Annotated in this window: 23 protein-coding genes and 1 tRNA gene; 9 read left to right on the top strand and 15 right to left on the bottom strand. The window is 72.1% G+C overall.

The genetic code is table 11. From position 1 onward, the window contains the following. Positions 1-34: 34 nt before the first annotated feature. The 5 genes from ACEY2A_RS01355 (at position 35) to ACEY2A_RS01335 (ending at position 4,420) form a co-directional block, all read left to right on the top strand. Positions 35-211: a hypothetical protein gene (locus ACEY2A_RS01355; protein WP_159461832.1), complete on the top strand. Its 177-nt coding sequence runs from the start codon at positions 35-37 to the stop codon at positions 209-211. A gap of 105 nt (positions 212-316) precedes the next feature. Continuing rightward, positions 317-1,027 (top strand): DoxX family protein, encoded by a 711-nt coding sequence (locus ACEY2A_RS01350; protein ID WP_374929092.1) that lies wholly within the window; start codon positions 317-319, stop codon positions 1,025-1,027. A gap of 16 nt (positions 1,028-1,043) precedes the next feature. Further along, positions 1,044-2,444: a 3-phosphoshikimate 1-carboxyvinyltransferase gene (locus ACEY2A_RS01345; protein WP_374929091.1), complete on the top strand. Its 1,401-nt coding sequence runs from the start codon at positions 1,044-1,046 to the stop codon at positions 2,442-2,444. Beyond that, positions 2,444-3,463 (top strand): ribosome small subunit-dependent GTPase A, encoded by a 1,020-nt coding sequence (gene rsgA / locus ACEY2A_RS01340; RefSeq protein WP_374929090.1) that lies wholly within the window; start codon positions 2,444-2,446, stop codon positions 3,461-3,463. Before ACEY2A_RS01345 ends, rsgA begins: the two co-directional genes overlap by 1 nt. A 228-nt stretch (positions 3,464-3,691) precedes the next feature. Further along, positions 3,692-4,420 (top strand): hypothetical protein, encoded by a 729-nt coding sequence (locus ACEY2A_RS01335; protein WP_374929089.1) that lies wholly within the window; start codon positions 3,692-3,694, stop codon positions 4,418-4,420. Positions 4,421-4,581: 161 nt separating this feature from the next. Here the strand turns inward: ACEY2A_RS01335 and ACEY2A_RS01330 are convergent, their stop codons facing one another. The 8 genes from ACEY2A_RS01330 to ACEY2A_RS01295 form a co-directional block, all read right to left on the bottom strand. After that, the gene (locus ACEY2A_RS01330) at positions 4,582-4,704 is read right to left on the bottom strand and encodes a hypothetical protein (RefSeq protein ID WP_015779842.1); all 123 of its coding nucleotides are present in this window, start codon (positions 4,702-4,704) and stop codon (positions 4,582-4,584) included. Further along, entirely contained in the window at positions 4,701-6,254 is a 1,554-nt protein-coding gene (locus ACEY2A_RS01325; protein WP_374929088.1) for a M16 family metallopeptidase, read from the bottom strand. Before ACEY2A_RS01325 ends, ACEY2A_RS01330 begins: the two co-directional genes overlap by 4 nt. After that, entirely contained in the window at positions 6,254-7,537 is a 1,284-nt protein-coding gene (locus ACEY2A_RS01320) for a M16 family metallopeptidase (RefSeq protein ID WP_374929087.1), read from the bottom strand. Before ACEY2A_RS01320 ends, ACEY2A_RS01325 begins: the two co-directional genes overlap by 1 nt. A 79-nt stretch (positions 7,538-7,616) precedes the next feature. Further along, positions 7,617-8,984: an NAD(P)/FAD-dependent oxidoreductase gene (locus ACEY2A_RS01315; RefSeq protein WP_374929086.1), complete on the bottom strand. Its 1,368-nt coding sequence runs from the start codon at positions 8,982-8,984 to the stop codon at positions 7,617-7,619. Between the two features lie 134 nt (positions 8,985-9,118). Beyond that, entirely contained in the window at positions 9,119-9,445 is a 327-nt protein-coding gene (locus ACEY2A_RS01310; protein ID WP_374929085.1) for a hypothetical protein, read from the bottom strand. Next, positions 9,397-10,287, bottom strand: coding sequence for a hypothetical protein (locus ACEY2A_RS01305; RefSeq protein ID WP_374929084.1), 891 nt, complete (start codon positions 10,285-10,287; stop codon positions 9,397-9,399). Before ACEY2A_RS01305 ends, ACEY2A_RS01310 begins: the two co-directional genes overlap by 49 nt. 171 nt (positions 10,288-10,458) lie before the next feature. After that, a tRNA-Met gene (locus ACEY2A_RS01300) sits at positions 10,459-10,535 on the bottom strand. A gap of 73 nt (positions 10,536-10,608) precedes the next feature. Further along, positions 10,609-13,677, bottom strand: a complete 3,069-nt coding sequence (locus ACEY2A_RS01295) for a UPF0182 family protein (protein WP_374929083.1) — start codon at positions 13,675-13,677, stop codon at positions 10,609-10,611. A 93-nt stretch (positions 13,678-13,770) separates the two neighbouring features. Between ACEY2A_RS01295 and ACEY2A_RS01290 the strand changes: the two genes are divergently transcribed. Both ACEY2A_RS01290 and ACEY2A_RS01285 read left to right on the top strand, forming a co-directional pair. Continuing rightward, on the top strand, positions 13,771-14,319 hold the full coding sequence (locus ACEY2A_RS01290; protein WP_374929082.1) for a PPA1309 family protein: 549 nt from the start codon (positions 13,771-13,773) through the stop codon (positions 14,317-14,319). Positions 14,320-14,534: 215 nt separating this feature from the next. Further along, positions 14,535-16,310: a DUF222 domain-containing protein gene (locus ACEY2A_RS01285; RefSeq protein ID WP_374929081.1), complete on the top strand. Its 1,776-nt coding sequence runs from the start codon at positions 14,535-14,537 to the stop codon at positions 16,308-16,310. A 50-nt stretch (positions 16,311-16,360) separates the two neighbouring features. On the opposite strand, the gene ACEY2A_RS01280 is transcribed toward ACEY2A_RS01285, so the two are convergent. Continuing rightward, positions 16,361-17,485 (bottom strand): PDZ domain-containing protein, encoded by a 1,125-nt coding sequence (locus tag ACEY2A_RS01280; protein ID WP_374929080.1) that lies wholly within the window; start codon positions 17,483-17,485, stop codon positions 16,361-16,363. Between the two features lie 85 nt (positions 17,486-17,570). Here ACEY2A_RS01280 and ACEY2A_RS01275 point away from each other — a divergent pair, with 85 nt between their 5' ends. Next, on the top strand, positions 17,571-19,211 hold the full coding sequence (locus ACEY2A_RS01275; protein ID WP_374929079.1) for a zinc-dependent metalloprotease: 1,641 nt from the start codon (positions 17,571-17,573) through the stop codon (positions 19,209-19,211). Positions 19,212-19,240: 29 nt separating this feature from the next. Here the strand turns inward: ACEY2A_RS01275 and ACEY2A_RS01270 are convergent, their stop codons facing one another. Together ACEY2A_RS01270 and ACEY2A_RS01265 are read right to left on the bottom strand one after the other, a co-directional pair. Further along, positions 19,241-19,867, bottom strand: a complete 627-nt coding sequence (locus ACEY2A_RS01270; RefSeq protein ID WP_374929078.1) for a M48 family metallopeptidase — start codon at positions 19,865-19,867, stop codon at positions 19,241-19,243. 2 nt (positions 19,868-19,869) lie between these two features. Then, positions 19,870-20,712: an enoyl-CoA hydratase/isomerase family protein gene (locus ACEY2A_RS01265; protein WP_374929077.1), complete on the bottom strand. Its 843-nt coding sequence runs from the start codon at positions 20,710-20,712 to the stop codon at positions 19,870-19,872. Positions 20,713-20,816: 104 nt separating this feature from the next. Here ACEY2A_RS01265 and ACEY2A_RS01260 point away from each other — a divergent pair, with 104 nt between their 5' ends. After that, positions 20,817-21,827 (top strand): hypothetical protein, encoded by a 1,011-nt coding sequence (locus ACEY2A_RS01260; RefSeq protein ID WP_374929076.1) that lies wholly within the window; start codon positions 20,817-20,819, stop codon positions 21,825-21,827. A 7-nt stretch (positions 21,828-21,834) separates the two neighbouring features. Here ACEY2A_RS01260 and ACEY2A_RS01255 read toward each other — a convergent pair whose 3' ends face one another. The 4 genes from ACEY2A_RS01255 to nudC form a co-directional block, all read right to left on the bottom strand. Continuing rightward, positions 21,835-22,125, bottom strand: coding sequence for a WhiB family transcriptional regulator (locus tag ACEY2A_RS01255; protein WP_374929075.1), 291 nt, complete (start codon positions 22,123-22,125; stop codon positions 21,835-21,837). 167 nt (positions 22,126-22,292) lie between these two features. Next, complete coding sequence (locus tag ACEY2A_RS01250) at positions 22,293-22,418, bottom strand: hypothetical protein (protein ID WP_374929074.1); 126 nt, start codon at positions 22,416-22,418, stop codon at positions 22,293-22,295. Positions 22,419-22,576: 158 nt separating this feature from the next. Continuing rightward, positions 22,577-24,691 (bottom strand): ATP-dependent DNA helicase UvrD2, encoded by a 2,115-nt coding sequence (locus ACEY2A_RS01245; RefSeq protein WP_374929073.1) that lies wholly within the window; start codon positions 24,689-24,691, stop codon positions 22,577-22,579. Next, positions 24,684-25,685, bottom strand: coding sequence for an NAD(+) diphosphatase (nudC, locus tag ACEY2A_RS01240; RefSeq protein WP_374929957.1), 1,002 nt, complete (start codon positions 25,683-25,685; stop codon positions 24,684-24,686). The genes ACEY2A_RS01245 and nudC overlap by 8 nt, the downstream gene beginning before the upstream one ends. Positions 25,686-25,718 lie beyond the last annotated feature (33 nt).

Raw genomic sequence — 25,718 nt, 5'->3', positions numbered from 1 at the left:
CCGCGCGATCGCCCGGGCGATCGCGAACGCGGCTATGCAGGCGACGGCCGACCGCGCCGTGGAGATCGAGGGGGGAAAGACCGAACTGGAGCTGGTGCCGCTGGAGACGGCCACGCTGCCCACCTCCCCCTCGGAGCCGCTGCCGGCGCGCAGCCTGGCCCTCGGCGGTCTGGCTGGACTGGCCCTCGGGTTCGGCGTCGGCAACTGCTGAGCGACCCAGCCCCCGGGTGACGTGTTACACGCAGCGTGCGGCGGCGGTCCAGATGCCTGCACGATAGGCTCGAAGCAGACCATCACCCGTCCCGAGGAGGACAGCATGGACCCCATCCGCATGATCGCCCGCCCGATGCTCGGCGGCATCTTCGTCGCCACCGGCATGAACCACATCAAGAGCCCCGACTACGGCGCAGAGGTTGCCCAGGGCTTCAACGACCAGGTTCTGGAGCCCGTGGGATTGGGCGCTGACGGCCCCACCCTCATGAAGGTGCACGGCTACGTCTCCGTGGTCGCCGGTGCCGGCTTGGCCCTCGGCGTGGCCCCCCGCCTGTGCGCGCTCGCGCTCGCCGCGGACGTCACCGCCGTGAACCTCACCGCCAACCGCTTCTGGGAGCAGGAGGGCGAAGAGCGCCAGGGCACGCAGATCCAGTTCCTCAAGGACCTGGCCATCGCCGGCGGTCTGCTGATCGCCTCGGTGGACACCAAGGGAAAGCCCGGTCTGGCCTGGCGCGCGCAGCACGCTGCCGAGGCCGCCGGCCACCGCGCGGACCACCTGGGCACCATCGCTGGCCTGAAGAAGGACATCGTGGGCCTGCAGGCCGAGAACCAGGCCCTCAAGGCCAAGGCCACCGTGAGCGGCACCGCGGGCAAGGCCACCGGCAAGGCCGCGGGCGTCACCGGCCTGCTGGGCTCCCAGGCCAAGGCCGGCAAGAAGGTCTTCGCCGCCAAGAAGCGCAAGGACTCCTTCATCGACCGTGCGCTGGACGCCGTCGAGGACTCCTACAACACTGCCAAGAAGAAGGTCGCCTGAGCACCAGGTCGATCACATGAGCAGCAACCCGACGGGGCGCGAGGACCACACCGGTGGCACCTCGCGCCCCGCGGCGTACCCCGCCCCCACCACCACCGGCCCGCTGCACGCCACCGTGCACGTCCCGGGCTCCAAGTCCTGGACCAACCGCTGGCTCACCCTGGCCGCCCTGGCCAGCGGCCCCAGCACCCTGCACTCCCCCCTGGACGCCCGCGACACCCAGCTGATGGCCGGCGCCCTGCGCGCCTTCGGCCACGACGTCCGGACCGATGCGGGGAGCACCGGCGCCGCCTGGCGCGTCACCCCCGCGCACGGCTGGCACGCGCCGGCCGACCCCATCGACTGCGGCCTGGCCGGCACCGTCCTGCGCTTCCTGGTGCCCCTGGCCTCACTGGCCCACGGCCCGGTCACCTTCACCGGTGACGAGCGCCTCGGCCACCGCCCCCTGGAACCCCTGCTCGATGCGGTGCGCTCCCTGGGCCTGACCGTCACCGCCGGCGTCGGCGGCCCGGCGCGCCCCGGCCCCGGTGCCCACGGCGACGGCGACAGCCCCGCCGGGTCCAGCGTGCTGCCGCTGCTGGTGGCCGGCGCCCTGCACCCCAGCGACCCCGACGACGCCACCGTCGAGGTGGACGCCAGTGCCTCCTCCCAGTTCGTCAGCGCCCTGCTGCTGGCCGGCTGCACGGTGCACTCCGGCCTGACGGTCCGGGCCACCGGCACCGTGCCGAGCCGCCCCCACATCGACATGACCTGCCACGCCCTGCAGCAGGTGGGCGTCGTGGCCGAGCAGCGCGACGAGACCAGCTGGTGGGTGGAGGGCAAGCGCCCCGACCCCTTCGAGGTGACGGTGGAGCCGGACCTCTCCAGTGCGGCCGTGTTCGCCGCGGCCGCCGCCGTGGCCGGCGGCACCGTCACCCTGCCCGGGTGGCCCCGCTCCACCACGCAGGCCGGCGACACCATCCGCGATCTCCTGACCCGGATGGGGGCGCGCTGCGAGCTGACCGACGCCGGCCTGCGCGTCACCGGCGGCGAGCTCCACGGCATCGAGGCCGACCTGTCCGCCGCGGGCGAGCTGACGCCCGTGGTCGCGGCCACGGCAGCCCTGGCGGACTCCCCCAGCCGGCTCACCGGCATCGGCCACCTGCGCGGCCACGAGACCGACCGGCTGGCCGCCCTGGCCACCGAGATCAACGCCCTGGGGGGCGAGGTGCGCGAGCTGCCCGACGGGCTGGAGATCACCCCCCGGCCGCTGCACGGGGGGTCGTTCGCGACCTACCACGACCACCGGCTGGCGATGGCGGGCGCGCTGCTGGGGCTGCGCGTGCCCGGCATCGAGGTGCAGGACATCGACACCACCGCCAAGACCGTGCCCGGGTTCGACCGCCTCTGGGGCGCCATGCTGGAGGGGGACGCCTGATGGCGCGCAACCTGGCCACCTACTCCGAGGCCGACGCGAAGGTCCGGCCCAACAAGCGCGGCTCCCGGCCACGCACCAAGCAGCGGCCGGCGCACTCCGATGCCGCGACCGGGCAGGTGCTGGCCGTCGACCGGGGGCGCTTCGACGTGCTGGTCGATGGGGTGCGTGTGCGGGCCATGAAGGCCCGCGAGCTGGGGCGCAAGGGGATCGTCGTCGGCGACCAGGTGTCGCTGGTGGGCGACGTCTCCGGAGACCCGGACGCGCTCGCCCGCATCGTGCGCCGCGAGGCCCGCGAGACGCTGCTGCGCCGCACCGCCGACGACACCGACCCGGTGGAGCGCGTGCTGGTGGCGAACGTGTCGCGCATGCTCATCGTGACCGCCGCGGCCGACCCGGAGCCGCGGCCGCGCCTCATCGACCGCTGCCTGGTGGCGGCGTGGGAGGCCGGCATCGAGCCGGTGCTGGTGATCACCAAGGCCGACCTCGCCGACCCCGCCGAGCTGCTGGCGCAGTACGCGGCGCTCGACGTGCCCACGGTGGTGGTCGCGCGCGCCGGGGAGGACCCGCACGTGGGGCTCGCCGCGGTGCACGAGCTGGTGGCCGACCGGTGGACCGTGCTGGTGGGGCACTCGGGCGTGGGCAAGTCGACCCTGGTGAACGAGCTGGTGCCCGGGGCCGGGCGCGCCGTGGGCGGGGTGAACGACACCACCGGCCGCGGGCGGCACACGAGCACCTCCGCGGTGGCCCTGGAGCTGCCCGACGGTGGCTGGGTGGTGGACACCCCCGGCATCCGGTCGTTCGGGCTGGCGCACGTGGACCCCGAGGCGCTGGTGGGGTTGTTCCCCGACCTGGCGCCGGGCACCGAGGAGTGCCCCCGCGGCTGCCCCCACGAGGGCGTGGACGACTGCGGACTGGACGGCTGGGTTGCCGCGGGGCACGCCGGCCCCGGCGGGGCGCAGCGGCTGGACTCGCTGCGGCGGCTGCTGCGCGCCCGCGGCGGCGAGGACGCCGGGAGTTAGCCGGCCGGGTCTTCCGCAGCCGCACGGCGAGTGACGAGGCGTGAGATAAATCACACGTGCAACGCTCAGCGAAAAGCACTGCGAAACAGGGGGTCCGACATCGTGCATCAGAACCACCCGTACCTGAGACCTTCGTCACGCCATGCGGGATGGTGGCCCTGAGGGGACCTTCGCTACCGTCTCGAAAGGCCCAGCCCCGTGTGCCTCAGTGTTTCCCGAGGAGATCTCATGACCAGCAATACCACCACGCGCCGAAACGTCCTGAGGGGCGCGGCCTGGACGACCCCCGCCATCGCCCTGGCCACCGCCGCTCCCGTCACGGCCTCGAGCCCCGACCCGTGCGAGCCCACCCCGGTGACCGTCGACTGGGAGTCTGCAAACTACGTGCGGGTCTCCCCCTATGAGGGTTACTACACGATCCCGCTGTCGGACGGCTCGACCATGCAACTGGACATCCGCGCCAAGTTCGAGAACATGAGGCCGAACGGTGAGCGAACCACCGACGACCAGCTGAAGTTGAGCACATTCGACATCGGCGGTACTGGGGAGCCCGGCCTCATCCTCCACCAGAACGACTTTGGGCACCGCAGGCTTAACGGTTACCAGACGGTCACCTTCACCTTCGACCGCACCCTGACCACCCTGGACTTCCAGATCACGGACATCGACTGGAACCCGGACGACTTCCGTGACGCGGTCCGCCCGGGCAGCAACCTCGTTGCGACCCCCCAAGACACCCTCGAGGTGACGCGTTCGGGCTTCTACCGGCCCAAGGTAACCGGCGCAACCGATAACGACTCCGGTGACAACAACCTGAAGCTGCACGGCGAGCAGATCACGGAGTTCACCGTCGAGTACGCCAACCACGACCGCGGCTACGACCCGAAGGAGGACCGCGCACAGCGCGTCTTCTTCACGGACTTCGAGCTGACCGTGCCGCCCATCGGCTGCCCCTGATCACCCACTCCGCCGCGACGCGGGTCACAGCGGCCGCTGCCGGAGCCGCGCTCCGGCAGGGGCCGCTTGCTGTGCGCGTCGGGCGGCCAACCGGCCCGCCGAGCTCCGCCTGGGTCATGGGCGTCGCAGGGCGGCAGTGATGCTCACGCGGTCCGCGTGGTTCAGAACTCCGCGTCGTCCCGGGTCTCGCTGCCCGTGGTCTTCTCGGGGACAGCGTCGGCGCCCCCGATCTCGGTCTCGTCAGTGAAAGCCGGGCGGCCCCACGGCTGCCCCGGAGCCGTCACGCCTCCACGAGTGTCTGGTGGTCCGACAGGCCAGCCAGGCCCTCGGCCCACACCGAGGCGTCACCCACCAGCACCATGACCCAGCGGCCACCGCTCCAGCGGCGCCAGGCGTCCACCATCGCGGCAGCGTCCAGCTCGGCCAACTCGGCCAAGGTGCGCGTCGTGTACTCCGGTGTGAGCCCGTCCAGCGCCAGCACCGCGGCCTCGTGCGCGACCACCTGCGCAGTGGCATACCGCATCGGCGCCATCAAGAGCGCGTAGTCCCGCGCCTCGGTGGCGGCCTTCTCCTCGATTCCGTCGTCCACGCTCCGCAGCAGACGCACCATCTCGCCCACCGCCTCCGCCGTGGACTCGGTGGTGAAGCTCCCCGAGACGGTGAACTCCCCCACCCGCGAGCGCGGACGGAAGCCCGCACGCATGCCGTAGGTCCACCCCTTCTCCTCCCGGAGCACCGCATCGAGCAGGGATGCCGGGGACGCGCCCACGTGCACCGCCAGGGGCGCGTACGGGGCGAAGCCACCCTCGGCGTGGCGCGTCGGCCCGAGCCAGCCCAAGCGCACCTCGGTCTGCGCGGCGCCGGGACGGTCGACCGTCAGCACCTCCAGCGGGGGCTGGGCCTCCTCCCCCGCCGTCTCGATGGGGGCGCCGTCGCCACGGCCGGCGCCGTCGCGACCGACGGCGTCGTCGCCCGCCGGCGCCGCACCTGCCGCACCGGGCTCACGACCGGGCACCTCGGCGGGGTCCGCAGCAGCCTCCGCAGCCTCCTCGGGCCACTGGGCCACCTGCTCGGACCACGGGTTCACGAGCTCGCGCTGCACCATCGCGGCCACCTCCTGCGAACCCTGACCCGCCAGGTCACCGGCGACCACCACCTGGGCGCGCGCCGGGCGCACCCAAGCGCGGTGGTGGGCGCGCACCGCATCGACCGTCACGGCCTGCACGGTCTCGGCACTGCCGGCACCCGGACGGCCCTCTCGCGCGTCGGCGCCGTGCAGCAGCGTGGCGAACTCACGCGCGGCGCGGCTGGCCGGGGAGTTCAGCTCCTGGGCGATGTCGAACAGCCTCCCCCGCACCTCCCGGGCCACCGCGGCCTCGGGGAAGGCCGGCTCCGCGAGCACCTCCGCCAGCAACCGCAGGCCCTGGGCCAGACGGTCCGGCGTGGCCTCGAGGCCCACCAGCAGCCCGAACTCCGAGGAGATGACCGAGAAGTCCACCCCGAGGCGCTCGAAGGCCCGGGCCACCTGGTCGGCGTCCTTGGAGCCCGTGCCCTCCTCCAGGGTGGCGGCCACGATCACGCCCACCCCCTCGATCTCGCGCGGCTCGGCCGCCCACGGCATGGGCACGGCCACCTCGACGCTGACGACCTTCTGGCCGGGCAGGTCGAACACGCGCACCCCGTCGGCACCGGCCAGGTCGAGCTGGGCGGACTGCGGGTAGGCCCAGGCCCGCGGCTGCTCCACGGCGGGCGCCTGCGACCGGTCGGCCGCGGGGGGCTGGGCGGCGCCGGCGGGGCTGGCGAGGCTGGTCTGCGAACGGTCGGTCTGCGACATCACACGGCCTCCTGCGGTTGAAAGGTGAGCACCTCGAAGGCGCCGGGCTGCCACCAGGTCTCGGCGGCGCGCTGGACGTCCTCGGCCGTCACGGCCTGCAGCTCGTCCAGCCAGTGCCACGCCCGCTCGGCACCACCGCGCAGGGTGGCGAAGTGCCCCAACACGTCAGCCCGGTTGTCGTGGTGGGCCAGCGAGGACAGCCAGGACCGCTCGGTGTCGGCCAGGACGGTCGCGATGTCGTCCGCGCTCACCCCATCGGTCGCGACCCGTCCGAGCTCCTCCACCACGTCCAGGGCGACCCGGCGCGGGTCGTGACCGTCGGCCACATCGGCCACCACCAGCCCCGGCGACACGCCGGCCGCCGAGCCCATCACGTGCCCCTGCACGCCGTGGACGCTCTCCTCCCGACGCAACAGGCGCTGCGCCAGCCGCGAGGAGGCCAACCCGGCCACCACGTCCATCGCCAGCGACAGCGGCAGGTGGTCGGGGTGTTCCTCGGCCGGCGCACGGAAGGCGACGTGTACGCGCGGGGAGGGCACCGCATCGGGCACCGTCGTGAAGCGCGGGCCGTCACCGGTGAGGGGACCCAGGGGCGCCATCGGCGGCGTCTCGACCGGTTCGGCGGGGGCCTGCCACTGGCCGAACCAGTGGTCCACCCGCTCCAGGCCGTGTTCCGGCTCCACGTCGCCCACCAGGGTGAGCACTGTGGTGTCCGGGCGGTAGTGAAGGGCGTGGAAGGCGTGCGCATCGGCCAATGAGGCCGCCGCGAGGTCGTCCATGGAGCCGATCGTCGGGTGGTGGTACGGGTGCCCGGCCGGGAAGAGCGCCGCCTGGATGCGGTGGAAGGCACTGCCGTACGGCTGGTTGTCGTAGCGCTGGCGCTTCTCCTCCACCACCACCGAGCGCTGGTTGTCGAGGGTGCCCTGGTCCAGGGCCTCGCGCAGCAGCAGGTGGCGGTCGGACTCCAGCCACAGCGCCAGGTCCAGGGCGCCGGAGGGCAGGGTCTCGAAGTAGTTGGTGCGGTCCAGGGAGGTGGTGGCGTTCGCCGAGCCGCCCACCGCCATCAACCGCGAGAAGTGCTCCCCGGTGGCCACGTTCGCCGAGCCCTGGAACATCAGGTGCTCGAAGAGGTGGGCGAACCCGGTGTGGCCCGGCGCCTCGTGGCCGCTGCCGACGCGGACCCACAGGTTGACGGCCACCACCGGCGCCGTGTGGTCGGGCTGCACCACCACCCTCAGTCCGTTGGGCAGGGAACGCTCGACGAGGGGGAGGTCCAAGGGCATGGCGTCACCCTACGTCGACGCCCCCCGCATCGAGTCGATGCGGGGGGCGTCGTCAACGGCGGTCGGGGACCGCGGCGGCTCAGGCCTGGCCGCGCTCCACCTGGCGCATGTCCGGGGCGTCGACGTCGCGGACCTGCTCCAGCTCCTTCGAGGAGCCGGCCCCGGTGGCGTCGGCCACCCAGGACTTCAGCGCGACCGCACGGTTGCGCAGACCCGGCAGGTAGAACAGGTGGATGCCCAGCCACATCAGCCACGCCGGGGTGCGGGTGAGCTCGAACTTCTTGTCCGCGCCGATGTAGCCCACCCCCCTGCCGCGGGCGATGATCGCGAAGGAGCCCTTGTCGTGGTACTGGTACGGCTCGGTGCTGTCCAGGCCCACGGTGCGACGGGCGATGGTCTCACCGGCGTGCGTACCGGTCTGCATGGCGTTCTGCGCCACACCGGGCACCTTGGCCACCATGTCGCCGACGAAGAAGATCTCCGGGTGGCCCGGCAGCGTCAGGTCGTCCTGGACGGTGATGCGGCCCGCGCGGTCGGCCTCGGCGCCGGCCTTGTCGGCCACGATCTTGCCGATGTCCGCGGCCTGCACGCCGGCGGCCCAGATCTTGGTGTCGGCCTCGATGCGCTCGGGCTCCTGGCCCTTCACGGTCAGGGTGATGGACTCCGCATCGACGTCGGTGGCCATGCTGTTGAGGCGCACCTCCACGCCGAGCTCCTCCAGCTGGCGCTGCGCGGAGCGGCCGAGCTCCTCGGAGAACGGCGGCATGACCTGGCCCAGGCCCTCGACCAGCAGGATGCGGGCCTGCGTGGTGTCGATGTGCTGGTAGGAATCCACCAGCGTGCGGTGGCAGATCTCGGCCAGCTGGCCGACGAGCTCCAGACCGGTGGGGCCGGCGCCGACGACCACGAAGGTCAGGGCCTTGCGGGCATCCTCCATACGGCCGGCGGCGGCAGCGGCCTCGGCGCGGTCGAAGGAGTCGAAGATCAGGGAGCGCAGGTAGAGGGCGTCCTCGACGGTCTTCATGCCGGGCGCGAACTCGGCGAAGTGGTCGTTGCCGAAGTAGGACTGGCCAGCGCCCGCGGCGAGGATGACCTCGTCGTACTCGTAGCGGGACTCCTGGCCGTCCGCGGTGGCGATGACGGCCTTGCCGTCCACGTCCACGTCGGTGACCTCGGCCTGCACGACACGGACGTTGTCCTGGCCGCTGAGCACCTCACCGATGGTGGGGGCGATCTCCTGCTCGGAGATCATGCCGGTGGCCACCTGGTACAGCATCGGCACGAACAGGAAGCTGTCCGTCTTGCTCACCAGGGTGATCTCGACGTTGGCGTCGGCCAGTGCCTTGGCGGCGGAGATCCCACCGAAGCCGGAACCAACGATCACGACGCGGCGGCGGCCGGTCGTCGCCGCGGGGACGGTGGTGTTCTGGGCGGACTCAACGGACACGTGGATCTCCTCGGTGATCGCATGCAGGCAGGGTGAACCGCAACGGTTCCCCCCTACGGTAGCCGGTCCACGGCATGGTCGTGCCCCCGGCTGCCCCTGTGTGGAGCCGCCGGGGGGGTAGCCGAGGTGCGGGCTCAGTCCAGGCCGGCGCCCACCGCATCGGAGAAGCCCGGCACGTCCTCCACCAGCTGGCGGGAGAAGTCCTTGGCGCCCTCCGGGGCCAGGTGGATGGCGTCACGGCTGGAGCCGTCCCCCCACCACGCTCCGAACCGATCCACCGGGAAGTGCTCCGCGTCCGCCGCCTCGGCCAGGCTCGCGGCAACCCTCTGTCGACGCGCGTCGTAGTCACGGCCCAGCTCCTCCAGGGTGTCCTGGTGCACCGGCGGGTACGGGATCTCGGTGGTGAGGACGGTCACCCCCTCGGACTCCAGGAAGTCCACCAACGCGGTGAACTGCTCCACCGCCGCGTCCTGCGTGTGCGGGAAACCCGGGAAGCCCTTCTCACCCCGCTCCTGGGAGGCGGCACGCGCGGCGTCCGCCGAGATCCCCGGGTGCGTGATCTGGCCGTTCGACAGCACGTACGAGCCTGGCGGAAGTTGAGGGTCTGCTGCAGGGGGTTGCCGTCCAGTGCCCACTGCACCTGGCCACCTCCGTCGCGATACCGGAAGCGCAGGTCCTCGACATCGCGGCGGCAGGTCTCCGCATCGGCCTCGGTCCAGGTGCCCTTCGCGGGACGGTCACACCCCTCCACCACGTGCGAGAACGGGCTGTGCTGCACCTCGCCGGAGTAGAACGAGTCGTTCTCCGCCGCGCGGGTCGAGACCACCAGCACAGCCACGTCGGGCAGCTTGTCGAGGGAGGCGGCGTAGCGCGCCACCAAGGTGTTCACCCCCCATCGGGCTCGGCTGCTCGCGGCGTTGAACACGGTGACCTCGCGCCCCACCTGCTCCGAGAGGAGCTCCCCCAGCACCTGGGGGTCCACACCCTGCTGGGTCATCGAGTCACCGAACAGCATCACGTCGTGCCTCGGCTGCAGGGTGAGGGCGTTGGTCATGGTCTCGAACGCGCCACCGTGGGTGGGAGCCACCGGGATGCGCCGCTCATCGATGAGGGACTGGAGCTGCTCAGCCGTCACGTCGTCGTCGAGGGGCTGGTTGAAGTCGGGTTGCGGGTCCAGGCCGTCGCTCGAGTCGACACCCGTGGTGTCGTCCGCCCCGGGGGACCCCTGAGGGCCGGTGCACCCCGTGACGAGAAGCCCGAGGGAGAGCAACAACACGACCGGCCGGGCCCCTCGTGAGTTCATGCGCGACAGAGTAGCGAGGCGAGACCGGGCGGACGGGACGCGCACGAGGCTGGCGCTGAGAACCGGACCGGCTGCCCGGATGGTCACTGCCCCCACGGCATGCAAAGAGGCCCGGAACCTGATGGTTCCGGGCCTCTCCTACGTTTGAGAGCCGTTGGCCCTCAACGCATGTGGTAGCGGGGGCAGGATTTGAACCTGCGACCTCCGGGTTATGAGCCCGGCGAGCTACCGAACTGCTCCACCCCGCGTTGGCGGTTGCCTACTCTACGACCCGTTCTCCCAGGACGCAAATCGGCCACCTCCCGGCCACCGGGCGTTCACTCACTCGGCGGGAGCCTCCTCCGGCTGCTCGGGCTGCTCGGGCTCCACGGGCTGCTCGCCACCCTCGGGCGCGTCCGCACCCTCATCGCCCTCGGGGCCCAAGTTGGCGCTTCCGCCCTCCGGCGAGGCCTCGGTGGCCCGACGGATGGCGTCACGCAGCTCCGCCTGCGCCTCCCCGTAGGCGGCGAAGTCGCCCTCCTGCAGCGCGCGGTCCGCAGCCTCCATGGCCGTCCGAGCGTCCTCGAGCGCAGCGGTCAGCGCGGCCTCGTCGGGCGTGCCGGGCTGGCCGCCGTCGCCCTCGCCGTCACCGGACCCGTCACCCGAGCCGTCACCCTCACCGTCGCCCTCGCCGGAGCCGTCGCCCTCGCCGGAGCCGCCCCCATCGCCGCCCTCCTCATCGGAGAACAGCTGCGAGAGAGCCGAGTCCAGCGTGTCACCCCACGCGAGGTCGTTGCCGAAGGCGACCACCACCAGGCGGAGCAGCGGGTAGCTCGAGTCGGAGGTGGACTGCACGTAGATGGGCTCCACGTAGAGCACGCCGCCACCCACCGGCAAGGTCAACTGGTTGCCGAACTGCACGTCCGAGCCACGCTGCTGGTTCAGCGACAGGAACTGCGACAACGTCTGCGAGAAGTCCGCCGAGGAGATGTTCGACGACTCCAGGTCGTTCTGCACCTGACCGGGACCCGGCACGGTCGTCTCCCGCGGGAGCTCCAGCATGCGCAGGTCGCCGTACCCGTCACGGGGCACCCCCGCATCGGCCCCCGCATCGGCGTCCACCGAGAGGAAGCCCGAGAGGACCTCACGCTCACCCACCGGCTTGAACGTGCTGGTGAGGGAGAAGCGCGGCTCCTCCTGACCCGGCATCTGCACGCCCAGGTAGTACGGCGGCTGCAGCACCTGCTGGTTGTCCTGCGTGGGGTCCGCCGGCACCTTCCAGAAGTCCTGGCCACCGAAGAAGGCCGACGCGCTCGTGACGTGGTAGCGCTGCAGCACCTCACGCTGCGCCTTGAACAGGTCCTGCGGGTAGCGCAGGTGACTCATCAGCTCGGCGCTGATCTCCGACCGCGGCTTCACCGAGTCCGGGAAGGCCTGGCGCCACGCCTTCAGCATGGGGTCCTGCTCGTCCCACGCGTACAGGGTCACCGACCCGTCATACGCGTCCACCGTTGCCTTCACCGAGTTGCGCAGGTAGTTCACCCGCCCGCTCGCGTTGGCCACGTTCGTGCTCGATGCGGTGGTGCCGTCCGCCGTCGCCTGCTCCAGGTTGGTCGTCTCCGAGTAGGGGTAGCGCGACGACGTCGTGTACCCGTCCACGATCCACACGATGCGGCCGTCCACCACCGAGGGGAGTGCATCCCCATCGAGGGTCAACCAGGGCGCCACCCGCTCCACCCGCTCGCGCGGCGTGCGGTGGTCCAGCAGGCGGGACTCGCTGTTGAACGCGTCGGCCAGGAGGAAGTTCCCCTCGCGGTACTTGATGGCGTACGCCGCCCGGTTGAGCCAGTTGCCCACCGGCACGCCACCGGACCCGCGGTAGGTGGTGTTGGCCTGACCGGTCTCCGACCCGTCCGGGCGGTCCAGCTCCCGGGGCTCAGCGTCCTCGGGCGCACCCACCACCGAGTACACCGGGGAGAACTCACCGAAGTACACGCGCGGCTCGTAATCCCCCGGCCCCAGGTTCTGGGTGGGCGGGATGTTGCGCTCGGTGAAGACCGGCTCACCCTGCGAGGACTTGGCCGAGGAGTCCGCAGCCACCATGCCGAAGCCGTGCGTGTACACGGTGTGATCGTTCACCCAGTTGCGCTGCGAATCCGAGATGCCGTCCAGGTCGAGCTCACGCACGGCCACCACGTGCTCCTGGGTGGTGCCGTCCACCTCGTAACGGTCCACATCGAGGGTGTCCGGGAACTGGTAGTAGTTGCGGATGCCCTGCAGCTGCTTGACCGTGGAGCTGATGACCGAGGGGTCCATGAGACGGATGCCCGGGATGGACTCGCGGTCCTCCGCCAGCACGTTGGGGGTGGCGGCGGTGCGGGCGTCGTACGGGATGACCTCCACGTCCTCCACCCCGTAGGCCGCACGCGTGGCCTCGATGCCGCGCTGGATGTACGGGGCCTCCCGCGAGGCCTCGGAGGGGATCACGAAGAAGCGCTGCAGGACGGCTGGGTAGACGCCCAGGCCGACGAGCGAGCTGGCCACCAGCAGGGCCACGCTGGCCACGGGCAGCTTCCAGGTGCGCTCCCGCGCCGCCCAGAGGACCACGACGGCCACCACCACGGTCGTCACCGCCAGGATCGCCAGCATCGGGATGCGGGCGTGCACGTCCGTGTACCCGGGGCCCGCGGTGCGCGGCCCCATCACCGTGGTCATCTCCCAGCGCTGCACCAGGAAGTCCAGGGCCTTGACCAGCAGCGCGGCCGCGGCGAGGCCACCGATCTGCCACGCGGCGGAACGGGTGACGTGGCGACCACCGTGCAGGGGCCGCACCGAGACGGCGCCGGACAGGTAGTGGATGGCGAGGCTCCCCATCAGCGCCACCACGAGGATGGCGAGCAGGAGGTCCACCAGGATGGACAGGAAGGGGACGGTGAAGACGTAGAAGCCGACGTCGTGGCCGAACTGGGGGTCCACCTCGCCGAACGGCTGGCGGTTCCACCACAGCATCGCGGGACGCCAGGCGCTGGACAGGGCCAGACCCATGAACAGGGCGGCGATGGTGGGCACGCCCCACAACACGAGCCGGCGCGACCCGGCCGCCTGCTCGCGGTACTTCTCGAGCGGGTCGAAGGCAGCCATGCGGGGGTCACGCTTGGGGCGGGAACGGTAGGCCCCCCACAGGGCGGCACCGACCAGCGCCCAGGTGAGGGCGAAGCCGAGGGCGAACAACGCCACCGACCACAGGATCACCCGCAGGTACACCCCCTGGTGGTCCACCGAGCGGTACCAGAGCACGTCCGTCCACACGGTGGACAGGGCGGTCACCGCGACGGTGAGCACCATCAGGCCAGCCACGACCAGCGCGATCCTCCCGGCTCCGGTGCGCGGGCGGGGCAGGGGTGACGCCATCGAGAGCCGTCCTTCGTCTCACAGGGGGATGCGGGTGCCCAGCGTAGGGCACGGCCCCCGCATCGATGCGGGCGGATGCGCCAGACTGTGCGGGTGACTGACGACGCGACCCCCAGCACCCCCGACCTTCCCCCGGCCGACCTGCTGCAGGTGGCCCAGGAGACCGAACAGCACGTGGCCGCCGGCGGGTGGGCGCAGCGCGAGCGTGTGTTCGCACTGGTGCCGACGGCGGACCTGGTGGCGGCGGAACCGTCGCTGGCGGAGGCGCTCTCCGGGGCGGGGCGGTACTCGTCGATCGAGCAGGAGCTGCCGGAGGGGGTGGACCTCGCCGAGTACCTGGGGCAGCTGGCGTGGCCGCGGTCGGTGACCGGGTGTGCGCTGGCGGTGGAGCGGCTGCGGGCGGCGCCGGGGGCCGGGGGCGGCGGGGGCGTTGCGGGCGGCGCGGGCGTTGGCCCTGACTCTGGCTTTGCCGGCGCGGATCAGGAGGTGGAGCCCGTGCGGCTGCTGGTGGTTGCCACGCGCGATGGGGAGCGGTTCACGCTGGTGCGCTTGGCCGCCCACGACAGCGACGACGCCGTGGCCGTGGGGCCTGCAGTGGGGACCGACCTGCAGGAGGCGCTCGCGGCGACCCTGGAGGGGTGAGCCGGGGCGTGTGGGCTCGCCCCGGGTGGGTTGTCTCGCCGTGATGGGTGGGTTGTCCACAGGTCGATGGGGTGAGCTCCCGAGCCGCGGGCGCTCGTCCACATGTTCTAGTTGGGGATTGCGGTGTGCGATCGTTTGTACTAGGGTGGGGGTAGTCGGTCAGGCAGGGACCTGACTCAGATCTAACGCATTCGACCCGGGGAAGGGGGCGCGCGATGGAAGACCTGTTCGACGGACTCCGCGCGGCGCCCGCTGCGCCGGGAGTGTCTGCGGCCAAGGGCGGCGTTGCCGCGGGTGGCGCGGTCGCCCGGCATGTAGGGCCTGACGGCACGACGACCCTTGACGACGTCCCGGAGCTGGGACCGCGGGAGGCGATGGACGCGGCCCTGGCCCAGGCCGACGCGGCAACCACTGAGCTGATGGCCGCCATGGCACGCCTGGGTGAGCACCCCGAGGAACTCGACACTGCCTACCTCGAACGACTCCTGCAGCAGGTCCAGACGCTGAGCAACAAGCACGACCGACTCCGCGTCCGCGCCCTGGACGTCGTCCGGGCCACCCGCGAGGTGGGGAACGCACACCACGAAAGCGATGCCCAGTTCACCGCCGGACGCACCCGGACACGACGTGCCCAGGCCGGCAGGGATGCTGACCTGGCCAAGGCCCTGGGCAACCACACACCCACACCCCCACCGAGCCCCGGCAGTGGTGCCGGCAGCGACAGTGCGGGCTCGACAGGCGGCTCGGGACTGCTGGACGGTTCCCCCGACGGCAGCCACAGCGGCGGCAGCCCCACCAGCGGTGGCCCCCACGGTGCGGTGCAGACGCCGACGGCGGCTGCGTGGGACGCCGGGCTGATCACGCGGGATCACGCGTTGATCATCACCCGGGCACTGGACGACCTGCCTGACCACTTGAGCGCTGAGCAGCGGCACACGGTCGAGCTCGATCTGGTCGCCAAGGCGCAGCAGATGAACCCCACCCGCCTGGGGAAGGCCGCCAAGCGCGCCCTCGAAGCCCTCAACCTCCCCGCAGAGGAGGTCGATGCGCATCACAACGAGCTCGTCGGCAACGAGGAACGAGCCGCCTGGGACGCCACCCGCCTGTGGATGCGCGACAACCACGACGGCACCTGGTTCGGCCAGTTCACCCTGCCGGCCCTGCAGGCCCAGATGCTCAAGAAGGCCCTGGACTCCATGACGAGCCCCCGCCGCCACACCAACGCCAACAGCACGGCGGGCAGCGGCAACACGGCGACCGGTTCTGCGTGGACGGGTGATGTCCGGTTCGATCGGGAGCTGCGTGACCAGCAGCGCGGGCAGGCACTGGCCGAGCTGATCGACCACCTGCCCACCGACCACCTGCACCCCAAGATCAACACCATCCTGCTGGTCACCACCGACCTGGAGACCCTCCGTGGTGAGACCGACCGGGTCGGAGTCACCGACACCGGCGATGACGTCTCCGCCGCACAGGTCCGCCGGCTGGCCAGCAACGCAGCCCTGATCCCGATCGTCATGAACGGCGCCAGCGTCCCACTGGACTTGGGTCGCAAACGACGATCCTTCACCGAATCCCAAAAAGCAGCCCTGGCCACCACATACGACTCCTGCGCGGAGGAGGACTGTGACCGGCCCCTGGCGTGGTGCGAGATCCACCACGCCGACCCCTGGCGACCGGTCTACGCACCCGACGGCACCCTCCTACACCCCGGAGGAGGCAAAACCGACCTCTCCAACGGCATACCCCTGTGCGGCAGACACCACCGCCAAATGGACGACCCCCGCCTCAAACACACCATCACCACAGACGCAGAAGGACGCGCCACCATCCGCTTCACCTGGCGACGCCCCGGCGAACCCTGGAAACACACCAAGCACACACCCGACCCGACAGGCAGCCCTTCCGACAACTCCCCGGCGCAGCCTGCCCGAAGGCCAGATGGCCCGATAGAGCCCAGGGAGCCCGACTGCCCAGGTGAAGCGCCATGAGCCGTCACCCCACGACCAACGTCCCACGCCCCACGGCGAGGGCCGCGAACTCAGCGACCGGCGGTGACGTCCTCGCAGGTCTCCAGGTCATCGGTGTCACCGGCAGCAATCGCCTCCACAGCGGCGAGCGCCTCGGGAAAGTCCGTGACGGCCACGTGGGTCATGCCATCGGGCACGTTGCCCAGCACCTGCTCGCAGTTGTCGTCCGGCGCGAGGAACCAGGTGGCCCCGGCCTCCCTGGCCCCGTCCATCTTCTGCGGGATGCCGTCGATGGGCCCCACCCGCCCGTCGGTACTGATGGTGCCCGTGCCGGCAATGTCCTCACCCCCGGTCAACGGCCCCGGGGTGAGCTTGTCGTAGATGCCCAGCGCCAGCATCATCCCGGCCGAGGGTCCACCGATCGCACCGGCGTGCACCGCCACGTCCACGTCGCTCTCGGCCATCGTGGCCAGTCCCACCCCCACCACGGTGCGCCCCTCCAGCTCGGTGGTCGGCACCTTGACCGTCTTGGCCGAGCCGCCGCGCTCCACCCGCATGCTCACCTCATCGCCCGGCTCGACAGACTGGATGGCCTGCTGCACGGCCTCCAACGCGGTCGCCTTCACCCCGTCGACGGTGAGGATCACGTCCTCCACCTCCAGCACACCCTCGGCGGGGGCATCGGGCATCACCTGGGCCACCACGACCTCCTCGGCGACCTCGATGCCTGCCGCGCGCAGCGCCACCGTCGCAGCCCCCGACTGGGAACCCACCATCTGCGCGGTGCTGACGTCCTCGACCTCCTGCTCGGTGACCTCCTCGGGGAAGACCACACGGCGCGGCAGGATCTCGTCGTCGCCACCCAGCCAGGATCCGGCGAGGTCCCACCAGCTCACCTCGTGCCCGGGACCGCCGTACATGGAGATGGTGGTCATGCGCAGCGCCCCGTCGGTGGGGTGGGTCTCGTGCCCGTCGATGCTGATCATCGGAGCGTCACCGGGGCCGGCCTCGGAGAGCACGTCGTAGGCGTGGCCCGGCTTGAACACCACGTAGGGGGCCGTGATGAGGTTGGACAGCAGCACGGCCAGCACCAGTGCCAGGGCACCGACCAACAGGACGATCGCCCCCGCGCGGCGCCCCCCGGAGCGGGACTGCCGACGCGTGGTGCCGTGGTCGGAGTCGGGCGCCCAGGTCATTGCGACATCATCGCACCGTGCTCGTGGCGGGAAGTGATGCCGGTCCTCGGGTGTTGTACGCAGGGCCACCGATCAGGAGGAACTCATGAGCCAGGACAACCTGCCCCAGGGCAGCTCGGGCGCCGACGACGGCGAGAACCCGGACGGCCAGGGGTCCGGCAACGACCCCATGAAGGACATGCTGCGGCAGTTCCTCGGCGATGCCGTGGACTCCCCGGAGGTGGACGAGATGCTCTCCGCCCTGGGACTGGGGGGCGCGGGGACCGGTGCCGGCCCGGGCGCCGACGCCATGGCTGGCAACCCGATGGCGGCGATGATGGCGAACAACCCCGCTGCCTTCGGTGCCATGCAGGCGCAGTTCCAGCAGATGTTCGCCGGCGGGGACGAGGCCGTGAACGCAACCTTGGCCACCGATGTGGCCCGCCGGGCCGCCGCGCAGGGCGGGGACTCCTCCGTGGGTGAGGCCGCGCAGCGGGACGTGGAGCAGGTGAGCAACGTGGCCTCGCTGTGGCTGGACGCCGTCACCGAGTTCCCCGCCCTGGACGGACCCGCCCGCGTGGTGAGCCGCGCCGAGTGGGTGCAGAGCACCATGCCCTCCTGGGTGGAGGCCCTGACCCCCCTGGCCGATGGGGTGAACGACGCCGTGAGCGCGTCGCTCACGGACCGGTTGGGAGAGGACCCCGAGGCCCTGCAGCAGCAGCTTCCCCCCGGTATGGCGCTGCCCCCGGGCATGGACCTGAGCTCGATCATGGGCCAGGTGGGGCCGATGATGCGCAAGATGTCCAGCTCCATGTTCTCCATGCAGCTGGGTCAGGCAGCCGGGGCGCTGAGCCACGAGGTGGTCTCCGGCACCGACGTGGGCCTGCCGCTGGTGAGTGGTGAGCAGGTGCTGATGCTGCCCGCGAACGTGCGGGGCTTCGCCGAGGGCCTGGAGATCGACCCGGCCGAGGTGATGCTCTTCCTCACCGTGCGCGAGAGCGCCCGTCAGCGTCTCTACGCCGGGGCCCCGTGGGTGCGCAGCCAGGTGCTGGAGGCCGTACGGGCCTATGCCGCGGACATGCGGCTGGACACCGAGGGCATCGAGTCCAAGGTCGCCCAGGTGGACCCGACCGACCCCGAGGCCATGCAGAAGGTGCTGGCCGACGGGCTGTTCCACCCCGAGCCGAGCGAGACGCAGAAGGCCGCCCTCACGCGGCTGGAGACCTGGTTGGCCCTGGTGGAGGGCTGGGTGGACGTGGTCACCGACCGCGCCACCCGAGGCACGCTCCCCCACGCCGACGCGCTGGCCGAGGTGGTGCGCCGCCGCCGTGCGACGCAGGGTCCGGCGGAGAAGACCTTCTCCGGACTGGTGGGCCTGGAGCTGCGCCCGCGCCGCATGCGGGACGCCGCGAACCTGTTCGCAGCCATGGAGGACAAGCACGGCGCCGCGGCTCGCGATGCCGTGTGGGACCACCCGGACGTCGCACCCGACGCGGCTGCGCTGGACGACGTGCTGGGCTTCGTGCAGGCCTGGGGCACCGCGGCTCCCGGGGAGATCACCGGCACCGACTTCGACGCCGAGCTGGCCAAGCTGCTCGATGCCGAGGGCGGCAAGGGTGAGTCGGGCCAGTCCGGCGAGGGCGAGTCCGGCGAGTCCGGCGAGTCCGGCCAGTCCGGGGACGGCGGCGAGCCCGGCGAGAGCGAGGGTGGCGAGTCCGGCGAGTCCGGCGAGTCCGACCGGGGCTGACCTGTGGTTGACGGGCCCGGCCGGCCAGTTCAGGCCTGCGGGTTGTTCCACCCGTGGGAGACACCGGCAAGGAAGGTCATGGCGTCGCCATAGCGGGGGTACCGCTCCACCAACGCCTTGAACGCCGGACCGTGGTTCGCCTCCACGAGGTGTGCCAGCTCGTGGACCACCACGGCGTCCACCACCCAGTCGGGCATGCCCTGCACCGAGTCACTGATGCGGATGGTCCGCCGTGCCGTGTGACAGGAACCCCACCGGGCCTGCTGATTGGTCACCCATCGGATCTCGGCAGGCGTCGCCAGCCCCTCGAAGTACGCGCGGTTCAACCGGTGGGCCCGTCGTTCCAGGGCCCCCTGGTCGGCAGCGTTCTCCCGGCGCCGCACCAGCTTCTGCACCAGGGCGTGCACCGCGTCGGCCTCGGCCTGCGGGGGCATGCCCGCCGGCACCGCCACCTGCACCACGCCGTCCACCCACCGTGCCGACAGCGTCTTGCGCCGCCGCGCGCTGCGGGTGATGACCACCTCCGGCTGATCCGGCGCCGGCTCTCCCGGCGTCGGCTGCATCGGTGTCGGCTGCTCCGGCACCGGATCTCCCAGCGTCGGCTCTCCCGGCATCGGCTCCGGCAGCCCCCCGTCGCCCTGCTCGTCCCCCCACATGGTCACTCCCCTCGAAAGGTCGGCGTCCGACGCTCGGACGCCGCAGTGATGCCCTCACGCAGATCAGCCGTGGTCATCGTGACCCCCTGGGCCAGTGCCTCCCACTGCAGGGCCTCGGCCAGCGAACCATGGCCCCCGTCGCGCAGGGCCACCGTCGTGAGCCGCTCGGCCTGCGGTGCCGTGTCGGCCACCGCCCGGGCCATCTCCAGCGCCTCCGGCAGCACCTGCTGGGCAGGGACCACCCGGGAGGCAAGACCCAGCCCCACGGCCTCCGCACCCTTCACCCGACGCCCGGTGAGCAGCATGTCTCGCGCCACCGGCAACCCCACGGCCTGCGGGAGCAGCCACGTGGAGGCCATCCCGGGGTGGAGCCCCAGGGCGGTGAAGGGCATGGCGAGCGTCGCCTCATCGGACACGACCCGCAGGTCACACGCGAGGGCGACCGCCAGACCGGCACCGATCGCGTGGCCGTTGACGGCGGCGATGGTGGGCACCTCCACCCGGCCGATGGACAACCAGGTGGCGTAGAAGCGCGCCATGCGCTCCCGCATCTGCGTGGCCGGCGCATCCGGCTCGGCCACGATCCAGTCCAGCTGCCCCCCAGCGCAGAAGGCCGACCCGCGACCGGTGACGACCACCGCCCGCAGTGCCGCGCGCCCGGCGAGATCGGCCACCACCTGCTCCCAGGAAGCGGTCATCTCCTCACTCATCGCGTTGCGCTTGTCGGGCAGCGCGAGCTCCACCACCGCGATCTCCCCGGTGCCGTGCGGCACGAGGTGCAGGGTGAGGTCCGGGTGGTCGGTGGTCACGGCATCGGAGGGCAGGTGGCTGGCAACGCTGGACATGAGGAGCACGGTAACCGCGCCCGCCGACACCCCCGGCCACCCGGTCACCGGACCCTGTGGACGAGCAGCGACCCCACCGACGCGGACGGTGTCAGGGTGCCCGCATGTCCGAACTCGTCCGACTCCCCCACAGCCTGCGACCGGTCCTGCGCCACGACGGAGTGGTGCAGCTGGGCAGCCCACCGGGGCGCTGCGTGGAGGTGCCCGACCTCACCCCTGGTGAGTACACCTACCTGTGTGCCCTGGCTGCGCCGCAGTCGCAGCGCAGCCACCGGGTGGCGCTGGAGCGGTCCGGGCTGGACGCCGCGGCGCGCGACCGGCTGGTCGCCCGCCTGCGGGAGCTCGATGCGGTGGTGGACGTCTCGGACCCGGCCCACGTGCGCGAGATGTGCGGGGCGCGACGCGATCGACTGCGTGGGGCGCTGCACCAGCTGCTCGCCTCCGGTGCGACCGGCGGATGGGAGACGATCGAGGCGCGTGACCGGGCAACGGTGGTGGTGGACCACGGGCCGCCGTGGGCTGGCTCGGAGGCCGTGGGCACCGTGGCGCACGGGCTGCTGGAACGGCTGGACCGGGAGGGGGTGGGCACCCTGGTGGGGCCAGCCCAGGCACCGCGGTGGTGGCACGACCTGGGGGACGTGGGCTCACCCTCCCTGGCTGACCTGGTGCTGCCGGTCTTCTCCGCCCGGACCGATGCGGTGATGCTTCGCCAGCTGGTGGAGGTGGAGATCCCGCACCTGCCGGTGGTGGTGACGGCCGGATGGGTGAGCATCGGGCCACTGGTGCTGCCGGGTCAGGCGTGCACGGAGTGCGTGGTGCGGCACGAGGTGCCCGTGGAGCAGGTGGTCACCGAGTGGCTGGGGAACCCGCACGAGTCACCGCAGCACCTGCCGGGGCCGGCCGAGGGACACACGCCGGCGGACCTGTTGGACTGGGCGGTGCGATGGGGTGGGCGCACCGCACTGTGGGCGCTCGACGGCGCGGCGGGCACCGGGGGCACAGCGGGCACCGGGGAGCAGGTGGCCACGCGGGTCAGCGTGATCGCCCACTCCCCGATGCCGAGGGTGGAGCAGTTCGCGGTGCACCCGGACTGCTGGTGCGCCCGCCGGACGTGAGGCCCCATCAGGCCGCGATGGGGTGCTTGCGCGGACGGCCACGGGGCCGCTTGCGCGGGAGCACCCGACCGGCCTCGATGAGCTCTCCTCCCCACACGCCCCAGGGCTCACGACGCTCCACGGCACCCTCCAGACAGAGGGTGCGCACGGGGCAGCCGTGGCACAGGGACTTGGCGTGCTCGACACCCGCGGGGGTGTCGGCGAACCAGGTGTCGGGGTCGTTCTCGAGGCAGGGCAGTCCCTGCCCGGCCACACGGGCCTGGTCGATGAGTGTCTGATGGTCTGCCAGGGCCAACATGCCTGGGAGTTCCTTCCGAGGTCCTTCGGGTGGGGTCCCTGCGCCATACGAGGGCAGGGAGCGGCACGCGCCGAAGCAGCGTGCGAGGGCAGCAGGTGCCACAGGGGAGCCGATGCGGTGACCGGGCTCAGGACGCGGGGGCCGGGTTCACCGGCACGTCACCGTCGTCAGCCCATGGCGGGGTCCGCGATGAGGTGGGAGCGGACCCGCGCAGAACGGCTGGTCGCCGCCTGGGGTGCAACACGGAGACGCGCGGCGTGTGCCACGGCGTTGACGATCATCGTGTTGATCATGGTTTCGCTCCTCCTTCCTCACTCGCGGTCAGATGCCCACCCGGCAGGGCCGCAGTCGGCCCCGGAAGGTGTGTGCCCACACTATGCACACGCGCTGGCCAGCGGCAATCCCTTTTTCCGGGAACCGGGTTTCGTGGCCGAATCGAGACCTGCGCCGGTCACTCCTGCGGCTGGTGCGCGTCGGCGACCTCCTGGGGGTCCGCCCCACCGAGGACGCGCATGACATCGGGCCCGAAACGCTCCAGCTTCGCCCTGCCCACCCCGTTGACGCCCACCAGGTCCTCCACTGCGTGCGGGTCGGCCGTGGCGATGCCCTCCAGGGTGGCGTCGTTGAAGATCACGAACGCCGGCTTGGACAGCCGCAGCGCCAGCGCCTTGCGCCACGCCTTGAGCGCCTCGAAGGTCTCCACGTCGTAGTCCGGCGGGCAGTCCGCACAGCGCCCCACCTTGGCCTGGGTGGCGTTCTCCAGCGGGGTGCCGCACTGCCGGCACACCGCGGGCCGGCGCCGGGAGCGCTTCTGGCCCGGCTCCCTCGGCGCCCTCTCCGCGACGGCCTCCTGCCCCAGGACCGAGGCGGCACCGGCCAGAAAGCGCGAGGGCTCCCGCTCGCTGCGTGCCCCTGCCCGCCCGCGGGCCCGGGTGAGGAACAGCCGGTCCTCCGCCCGGGTGATGCCCACGTAGGCCAGGCGCCGCTCCTCCGCGACCGCCTCCGGGGTGCGGGCCAGCGAGATGGGCATGAGCCCCTCCGAGCAGCCCACGATGAACACCACCGGCCACTCGAGCCCCTTGGCGGCGTGCAGGGAGGCGAGGGTCACCCCATCCATGGCCGGGGCGTGCTGCTCGGCGGCGCGACGATCCAGCTCGGCCACGAGGTCACCCATGCGCGCCTCGGGATTCACGGCCGCCAGGTCCTCGGCCACCGTCACCAGCGCCTGCAGGGACTCCCACCGCTCGCGCTGCGCACCACTGGAGGTGGGCGGTTCGTGCGACCACCCCGCCCCGGAGAGCACGTCGGTGGTCAACCGCACCAGGGGCACCTCGCCGTCGTCGGTGCGCACCGCACCCCGCAGCAGCACGATGCCGGAGCGCACCTCCTGACGGGCGAAGAAGCGCTCCCCGCCCCGCACCAGGTAGGGCACCCCCGCGCGGGCCAGGGCGGTCTCGATCGCCTCGGACTGGCCGTTGGTGCGGAAGAGCACCGCGATGTCGCCGGGGGTCACCTCGCCCTCGGCAGTCAACTGTCCGATGCGGTCAGCCACCCACCGTGCCTCGGCCTCGTCGTCCGCATGCACGCTGAGCTCCGGTTCCGGACCCGCGGGGCGCTGCGAGTGCAGCTCCACCCGACCGCCCGCGGCCCGCGGGTCGGCCGCGATGACGGCGTTGGCCACCTGCAGGATCTGCGGCGTGGACCGGTAGTTGCGGTGCAGCACCACCGAGGTGGTCTGCGGGTGCCGCGAGGGGAACTCCAGCAGGTGGCGCGGTGAGGCACCGGTGAAGGTGTAGATGGTCTGCGCCGCATCGCCCACCACGCAGACGTCGTGCCGCTCCCCCATCCACGCCTCCAGCAGGGCCTGCTGCACGGCATTGACGTCCTGGTACTCGTCCACCACGAAGTGGCGGTACTGCGAGCGGATGGTGCGCGCCACGTCCGGACGGTCGCGCAGGATGGCCAGCATGGACAGCAGCACGTCCTCGAAGTCCATGACCCCGCGGTCGCTGGCCACCTCGCCGTAGACCTCCAGCAGGCGGGCCATGGCCGAGGGGTCCAGTCCCCCGGCGGCCCGGGCCAGACGGCGCGCCTCGGCCGGGTAGGTGGCCGGCGTCAGCAACGACACCTTGGCCCACTCCACCTCGGCCGCGAGATCACGGATGGCCGCTCGGTCCACCTCCAGGCGCAGGCGACTGGCCGCCTCGGCCACCAACGGTGCCTTGGAGGCGATGATCTGCGGCGGCGCCCCACCCACCACCTGCGGGTGGAAGTACTGCAGCTGCCGCAGCGCCGCGGCGTGGAAGGTCCGCGCCTGCACACCCGGCACCCCGAGCCCCCGCAGGCGGGTGCGCATCTCCCCCGCGGCGCGGGCCGTGAAGGTCACCGCGAGCACCTGTTGGGCGGGGAAGGCACCGGCGTGCACCCCGTACGCGATGCGGTGCGTGATGGCGCGCGTCTTTCCGGTGCCCGCACCGGCGAGCACCCGCATCGCGCCCACCGGGTTCGACGCCACCTGCCGCTGCTCGGGGTCGAGCCCCTGGAGGATCGCCTCGGGATCAGCCACGCACGGACCCCCGCAGCTCCTGCACCACCGGCAACGGACCGCCGTACCAGTGCTCGATCAACCGCCGCGCGATCGAGAAGGGCCCGGGCAGACCCACCTCCTGCGCCGCGAGCGCCCGCTCCAGCTCCTCCCGCGAGAACCAGTGGGCCTCGGCGATCTCGTCGTGCTCCAGCGCCTGCGGCTCGATCTGGTCCGGCTGGCTCCCCGCCTGCGCCGTGAACCCCACCATCAACGATGCGGGGAACGGCCACGGCTGGGAGCCGAAGTACCGCACGTCGGACACCGGCAACTCGACACTCACCTCCTCGTGCACCTCCCGGGCGACCGCCTCCTCCAGCGTCTCGCCGGGCTCGACGAAACCAGCCAGCACCGACAACCTCCCCGCCGGCCACGAGCTCCCCCGCGCCAGCAGCAGCCGGTCCCGGTCGTCCACCACGGCCATGATCACCGCGGTGTCCGTGCGCGGGAAGTGCAGCTCGCCGCTGGACTCCCGGCGCACCCAGCCGCTGGCCACCACCTCGGTCTCCTCGCCCGTGGTGGGCGAGTAGCGGTGCCGCTGGTGCCAGCGGGCCAGCGCCACCGCGGTCATGGCGGCCTGCCGGTCACCCTCGGACAGACCGGTGCCCACCACCTTCAGGTCCCGCCAGGCGGACCCGGCAGGCAGGGTGAGCGACTCCTCATCGGGAACGACGACGGCCACCAACGGGCCGTCCTCACCACGGCCGAGGAAGACCTCCACGCCGTCGGGCGCGCCGTCCTCGTCGAGGTCCGCCGCCATCGAGCCGGCCGGCGCGTGCTGCCACAGCACCCGCGGGGAGTCCTCGCCCACCATCGCCACCGACCCGCCGGCGGTCACCCACAGGCGGTGGTGGGCGCCGTCACGGTGCCACCCCGGGCGGCCGTCCACCGCGCCGCGCAACCACGCGGAGCGGGACAGGGACGACGCCTGCGCGGGCAGCTGATGAGGGGACGGGGAACCAGGGCGCTCTCGCATCGTCACCGGTCCACGGTATCCACCACCGCCACG

The sequence above is a fragment of the Kytococcus sedentarius genome (assembly GCF_041937525.1).
Taxonomy (GTDB): domain Bacteria; phylum Actinomycetota; class Actinomycetes; order Actinomycetales; family Dermatophilaceae; genus Kytococcus; species Kytococcus sedentarius_A.
This window is presented reverse-complemented; position numbering and strand designations above follow the sequence as displayed.